This window comes from Mesorhizobium sp. M7A.F.Ca.ET.027.03.2.1 (assembly GCF_003999175.1).
GTDB lineage: Bacteria > Pseudomonadota > Alphaproteobacteria > Rhizobiales > Rhizobiaceae > Mesorhizobium.
The window spans coordinates 1-5,087 of the sequence record NZ_RZOM01000393.1; the positions used below are offsets into that span (position 1 = coordinate 1).

At 62.3% G+C, this 5,087-nt stretch carries 6 protein-coding genes and 1 pseudogene; 6 read left to right on the forward strand and 1 reads right to left on the reverse strand.

The annotated features are described in order from the left end of the window. On the reverse strand, positions 1-535 hold a 535-nt coding region (locus tag EN750_RS17875; protein ID WP_145967749.1), incomplete at its 3' end, for a crosslink repair DNA glycosylase YcaQ family protein. Between the two features lie 331 nt (positions 536-866). Here EN750_RS17875 and EN750_RS17880 point away from each other — a divergent pair. The 6 genes and pseudogenes from EN750_RS17880 to EN750_RS17905 form a co-directional block, all read left to right on the forward strand. Then, positions 867-1,232 carry an NADH-quinone oxidoreductase subunit A gene (locus tag EN750_RS17880; protein WP_010910112.1) on the forward strand — a complete coding sequence of 122 codons (366 nt, stop codon included), beginning with the start codon at positions 867-869 and terminating at the stop codon, positions 1,230-1,232. After that, positions 1,223-1,804 carry an NADH-quinone oxidoreductase subunit B gene (locus EN750_RS17885; RefSeq protein WP_013531090.1) on the forward strand — a complete coding sequence of 194 codons (582 nt, stop codon included), beginning with the start codon at positions 1,223-1,225 and terminating at the stop codon, positions 1,802-1,804. The genes EN750_RS17880 and EN750_RS17885 overlap by 10 nt, the downstream gene beginning before the upstream one ends. Before the next feature lie 3 nt (positions 1,805-1,807). Continuing rightward, complete coding sequence (locus EN750_RS17890; RefSeq protein ID WP_127268493.1) at positions 1,808-2,410, forward strand: NADH-quinone oxidoreductase subunit C; 603 nt, start codon at positions 1,808-1,810, stop codon at positions 2,408-2,410. Continuing rightward, positions 2,411-3,601, forward strand: a complete 1,191-nt coding sequence (locus tag EN750_RS17895) for an NADH-quinone oxidoreductase subunit D (RefSeq protein ID WP_023812387.1) — start codon at positions 2,411-2,413, stop codon at positions 3,599-3,601. Next, a complete protein-coding gene (locus tag EN750_RS17900) occupies positions 3,602-4,882 on the forward strand; it encodes an NADH-quinone oxidoreductase subunit E (RefSeq protein ID WP_127397204.1) in 1,281 nt (426 codons plus the stop codon). It abuts the gene before it with no gap. Between the two features lie 10 nt (positions 4,883-4,892). Then, a pseudogene (locus EN750_RS17905) lies at positions 4,893-5,087 on the forward strand (NADH-quinone oxidoreductase subunit F); the annotation flags it as partial.

Here is a 5,087-nt window from a genome sequence, read left to right on the forward strand (position 1 = left end):
AGGTGGTGATGCGGCCGGCCCAGAACAACCATTCGAAGGCGTGCTTGGCGTGGCTCCAGCCCCACCAGCCGCCCGAACCTTTCTGGCCTTCGAGCGCGGAAGCGGCGATCGGGCCGCGCTCGGCGACCTGGCGATAGATCTCCTCAATATAGCCGGCGTGTTCGCGGCCCCATTTGGCGAGCCCCAGATACATTTCCTCGCCGCGCTCGGCGCGCTGCATGCGCCAGCGCATCAGCGGGTACGTCTCCACCGGCAGGAAGGAAGCCTCGTGCGCCCAGTATTCGAAAACCGTGCGCTTACGCGTCACGGCCGCGTTGTCGAGCAGCGAGAACGGGTAGGGACCAAGGCGCGAATAGAGCGGCATATAATGAGCGCGCACCACCGCGCTGACGGAATCGATCTGCAGCAGGCCGGTGCGGGAGAGGGTGCGGGCAAAATGCCGGCGGTCGGGCGTGCCGGTCGGGCGGGGATCGAGAAACCCCTGGGCGGCAAGCGCGATGCGACGGGCCGTGGGGAGCGAGATCTTTTCCTTCATGCAGGCATCACTTTGAAGTGTTTTGACCGAGGGTCGAATGGCTGATTCCAACCCATGCTAGCAGGGTTTTGGCGGCATCCATGTCAGGAGAGAAAAGTGGAGTAAAAAGCGAAGGAAATCAAACAGGAGCGGATCGGACCAGTTTGCCGCGATATGCCATCCAGGTCGGTGTTTTGAACAAGGTTTGACTTGCTTCGCTGGAAGTGCTGCGCTAACCCTCGCCGCGTTGCAGCATAGGCCCTTAAAACGGTTCAGCGGTTAAACTGTCACGCTTCCGCATTAGGGTCCGGTGCTGTAATCAAACTGGATTGGCGCCAACGGAAAGCCGAGCATGAACGCACTCTTGAGCTCATACCTGCCCATCGTCCTGTTCATAGGCGTGGCGCTGGTTGTCGGCCTGGCGCTGCTGGCCGCGCCCTTCCTGGTGGCCTACCGCAATCCCGATCCCGAAAAGCTTTCCGCCTATGAGTGCGGTTTCAACTCGTTCGACGACGCCCGCATGAAGTTCGACATCCGTTTCTACCTGGTGTCGATCCTGTTCATCATCTTCGACCTGGAAGTGGCCTTCCTGTTTCCGTGGGCGGTGTCGTTTTCGAAGATCGGCATGCTCGGTTTCTGGTCGATGATGGTGTTTTTGGCGGTGCTGACCATCGGCTTTGCCTATGAATGGAAAAAAGGAGCGCTGGAATGGGATTGAACGACAGTTCAGGCACCCTCGTCGCGCCGAAGCCCAAGGGTATTATCGATCCCAACACCGGCAGGCCGGTGGGGGAGGACGATCCCTTCTTCCTCGAGATCAACAACGAGTTGGCCGACAAGGGCTTTTTGGTCACTTCGACCGAGGCGCTCATCACCTGGGCGCGCAGCGGGTCGCTGATGTTCATGACGTTCGGCCTCGCTTGCTGCGCGGTCGAGATGATCCACACCTCGATGCCGCGCTATGATTCGGAGCGGTTCGGCGTCGCGCCGCGCGCGTCCCCGCGCCAGTCCGACATCATGATCGTCGCCGGCACGCTGACCAACAAGATGGCGCCGGCGCTGCGCAAGGTCTACGACCAGATGCCGGAACCGCGCTACGTCATCTCGATGGGCTCCTGCGCCAATGGCGGCGGCTACTACCACTACTCCTATTCGGTGGTGCGCGGCTGCGACCGCATCGTGCCCGTCGATATCTATGTGCCCGGCTGCCCGCCGAGCGCCGAAGCGCTGCTCTACGGCATTCTTCTCCTGCAGAAGAAGATCCGCCGCACCGGCACGATCGAACGGTAAATCATGACCGCATCCCTGAGCGAACTGTCGAACTATCTCGGCGAGAAGCTGATCGGCCGCGTGAACGAGGCTGATATCGCCTATGGCGAACTCACCATCCATGTCGAGCCGCGCGATCTGGTCGAGGTGATGACGTTCCTGCGCGACGATGCGCGCTGCCAGTTCATCTCGATCATCGACGTCTGTGGCGCCGACTATCCGTCGCGGGCCAAGCGCTTCGACGTCGTCTACCATCTGTTGTCGCCGAAGCAGAATGTGCGCATCCGCGTCAAGGTGCAGGCCGACGAAGAGACGATGGTGCCGTCGATCACCGGCGTCTTTCCCGGCGCCGACTGGTTCGAGCGCGAGACCTACGATCTCTACGGCGTGCTGTTTTCGGGCCATCCCGACTTGCGCCGCCTGTTGACCGATTACGGTTTCGAAGGCCACCCGCTGCGCAAGGATTTCCCGCTGACCGGCTTCGTCGAGGTGCGCTACGACGATGAAGCCAAGCGCGTTATCTACGAGCCGGTCGAGCTCAAGCAGGAATTCCGCAATTTCGATTTTTTGTCCCCGTGGGAAGGTACGGATTACGTGCTGCCGGGTGACGAGAAGGCAAAGCAGTAAATGGCTGAAACCTCGGTCCGCAACTTCAACATCAATTTCGGCCCGCAACACCCTGCGGCGCACGGCGTTTTGCGCCTTGTGCTGGAGCTGGACGGCGAAGTCGTCGATCGCGTCGATCCGCATATCGGGCTCTTGCATCGCGGCACCGAAAAGCTGATCGAGGCCAAAACCTACCTGCAGGCGATTCCCTATCTCGACCGGCTCGACTATTGCGCGCCGATGAACCAGGAGCACGCCTTCGCGCTCGCCGCCGAGCGCCTGCTCGGCATCGAAGTGCCGAAGCGCGGCCAACTGATCCGCGTTCTCTACTGCGAAATCGGCCGCATCATGTCGCACATCCTCAATGTGACGACGCAGGCGATGGACGTCGGCGCGCTGACGCCGCCGCTATGGGGCTTCGTCGAGCGCGAAAAGCTGATGGTGTTCTATGAGCGCGCCTCCGGTTCGCGTATGCATGCCGCCTATTTCCGTCCCGGCGGCGTCCACCAGGACCTGCCGCAGAAACTGGTCGAGGACATCGGCAAGTGGATCGACCCGTTCCTGAAGTCGATCGACGACCTCGATCAGCTGCTGACCGGCAACCGCATCTTCAAGCAGCGCAATGTCGACATCGGCATCGTCTCGCTGGCCGATGCCTGGGCCTGGGGTTTTTCGGGCGTGATGGTGCGCGGTTCGGGTGCTCCCTGGGACCTGCGCAAGTCGCAACCCTATGAATGCTATTCGGAAATGGATTTCGACATTCCGATCGGCAAGAACGGCGACTGCTTCGACCGGTACCTCGTGCGCATGGAAGAAATGCGCCAGTCTGCGAAGATCATGCGCCAGTGCGTCGATCTCCTGCTCGGCAAGGAAAGCACCGGGCCGGTGTCGAACCTCGACGGCAAGGTGGTGCCGCCCAAGCGCCAGGCGATGAAGCGCTCGATGGAAGCGCTGATCCATCACTTCAAGCTCTACACCGAGGGTTATCGCGTGCCGGCCGGCGAGGTTTACGCCGCGGTCGAGGCGCCGAAGGGCGAATTCGGCGTCTATCTGGTTTCCGACGGCTCCAACAAGCCCTACCGCTGCAAGCTGCGCGCGCCGGGTTTCGCGCATCTGCAGGCGATGGATTTCCTCTGCCGCGGCCACATGCTGGCCGACGTCACCGCCGTTCTCGGCTCCCTCGACATCGTGTTTGGTGAGGTCGATCGCTAAATGTCAGTCCGCCGTCTCGCAGAAGCCAGCGTCCAGCCAGCATCCTTCGCCTTCAACCGGGCGAACGCGGCTGCGGCGAAGCAATGGATCAAGAAGTACCCGAAGGGCCGTGAGCAGTCGGCCATCATTCCCTTGCTGATGATAGCGCAGGAGCAGGAAGGCTGGGTGACGAAGGCGGCCATCGAGACGATTTCCGACATGCTCGGCATGCCGCGTATCCGCGGGCTCGAAGTCGCGACCTTCTACACGCAGTACCAGTTGAATCCGGTCGGCACGCGTGCGCATATCCAGGTCTGCGGCACCACGCCCTGCATGCTGCGCGGTTCGGAAGCGCTTATGGATGTCTGCCGCTCCAAAATCCATCACGACCAGTTCCACGCCAACGACAAGGGCACCTTGTCCTGGGAAGAGGTCGAATGCCTTGGCGCCTGCGTCAACGCGCCGATGGTCATGATCTTCAAGGACACGTTCGAGGATCTGACGCCGGAACGCCTGGCTGAAATCATCGATCTCTATGACGCCGGCAAGGGTGCTTCGGTGGAACCGGGGCCGCAGAACGGCCGCACCGGCTCCGAGCCGGCCTCCGGCCTCACCACGCTGAAGAGCGAAAAGGCGATCCTCAAGTCGACCCGCGAAAGGGAGGCCAGGGAGGCCGCCAAGGCCGCCAGGGCGGCGCCCGACGCGATCATCGCGGCGCCTGTGCCGGGGCCGGCCGCGGCCCCTGTCGCACCGTCCAACACCAGCAAGCCGAAGACCGACACCCCTGAAACCAGCCCGGCATTGAAGACGCCTTCAAAAACCAAGGTCGCGCCGGCGGTTGAAAAGGCGGCGAGCGTTGCCGCGCCGCTGCATTCGGCCGCCAACGCCAACAAGGCGGACTCCAAGGTCGAGCAGGTTTCCAAGCAGCGCAGCGGCCCGATAATCAAGGCCGAGCCGGCATCCGCCTTCAAGGCGCCGGAGGTCAAGGTACCGGCCGCCAAGACGGCCAAACCGTCGCTCGGGGACAAAAACCGTCCAGCCGGCATCGATAAACCGGCACAGGTCGACGACCTGAAGCTGATCTCCGGCGTCGGCCCCAAGATCGAGGGCATCCTGCATACGCTCGGCATTTTCACCTTCGCGCAGGTCGCGTCGTGGAAGAAGGCCGAACGCGAGTGGGTGGATGGCTATCTCTCTTTCCAGGGCCGCATCGATCGCGACGACTGGGTCAAGCAGGCCAAGGCGCTCGCCAAGGGTGGCGTCGCCGAATACATCCGCGTCTTCGGCAAGAAGCCGGTCTGAGGGACGAAAAATGCTTCAGGACAAAGACCGCATCTTCACCAATATCTACGGCCTGTTTGACAAGTCATTGGCCGGCGCGATGGCGCGCGGCGCCTGGGACAACACGCCCGGCATCGTTGCCAAGGGCCGCGAGTGGATCGTCAACGAGATGAAGGCGTCGGGCCTGCGCGGCCGCGGCGGCGCCGGCTTCCCGACGGGCCTCAAA

What these genes read in the sequence shown, in the direction of transcription:
- EN750_RS17895 (WP_023812387.1), top strand. Translation starts at nt 2,411, where the DNA reads ATGGCTGAAACCTCGGTCCGCAACTTCAACATCAATTTCGGCCCGCAA.
- EN750_RS17890 (WP_127268493.1), top strand. Translation starts at nt 1,808, where the DNA reads ATGACCGCATCCCTGAGCGAACTGTCGAACTATCTCGGCGAGAAGCTG.
- EN750_RS17880 (WP_010910112.1), top strand. Translation starts at nt 867, where the DNA reads ATGAACGCACTCTTGAGCTCATACCTGCCCATCGTCCTGTTCATAGGC.
- EN750_RS17900 (WP_127397204.1), top strand. Translation starts at nt 3,602, where the DNA reads ATGTCAGTCCGCCGTCTCGCAGAAGCCAGCGTCCAGCCAGCATCCTTC.
- EN750_RS17885 (WP_013531090.1), top strand. Translation starts at nt 1,223, where the DNA reads ATGGGATTGAACGACAGTTCAGGCACCCTCGTCGCGCCGAAGCCCAAG.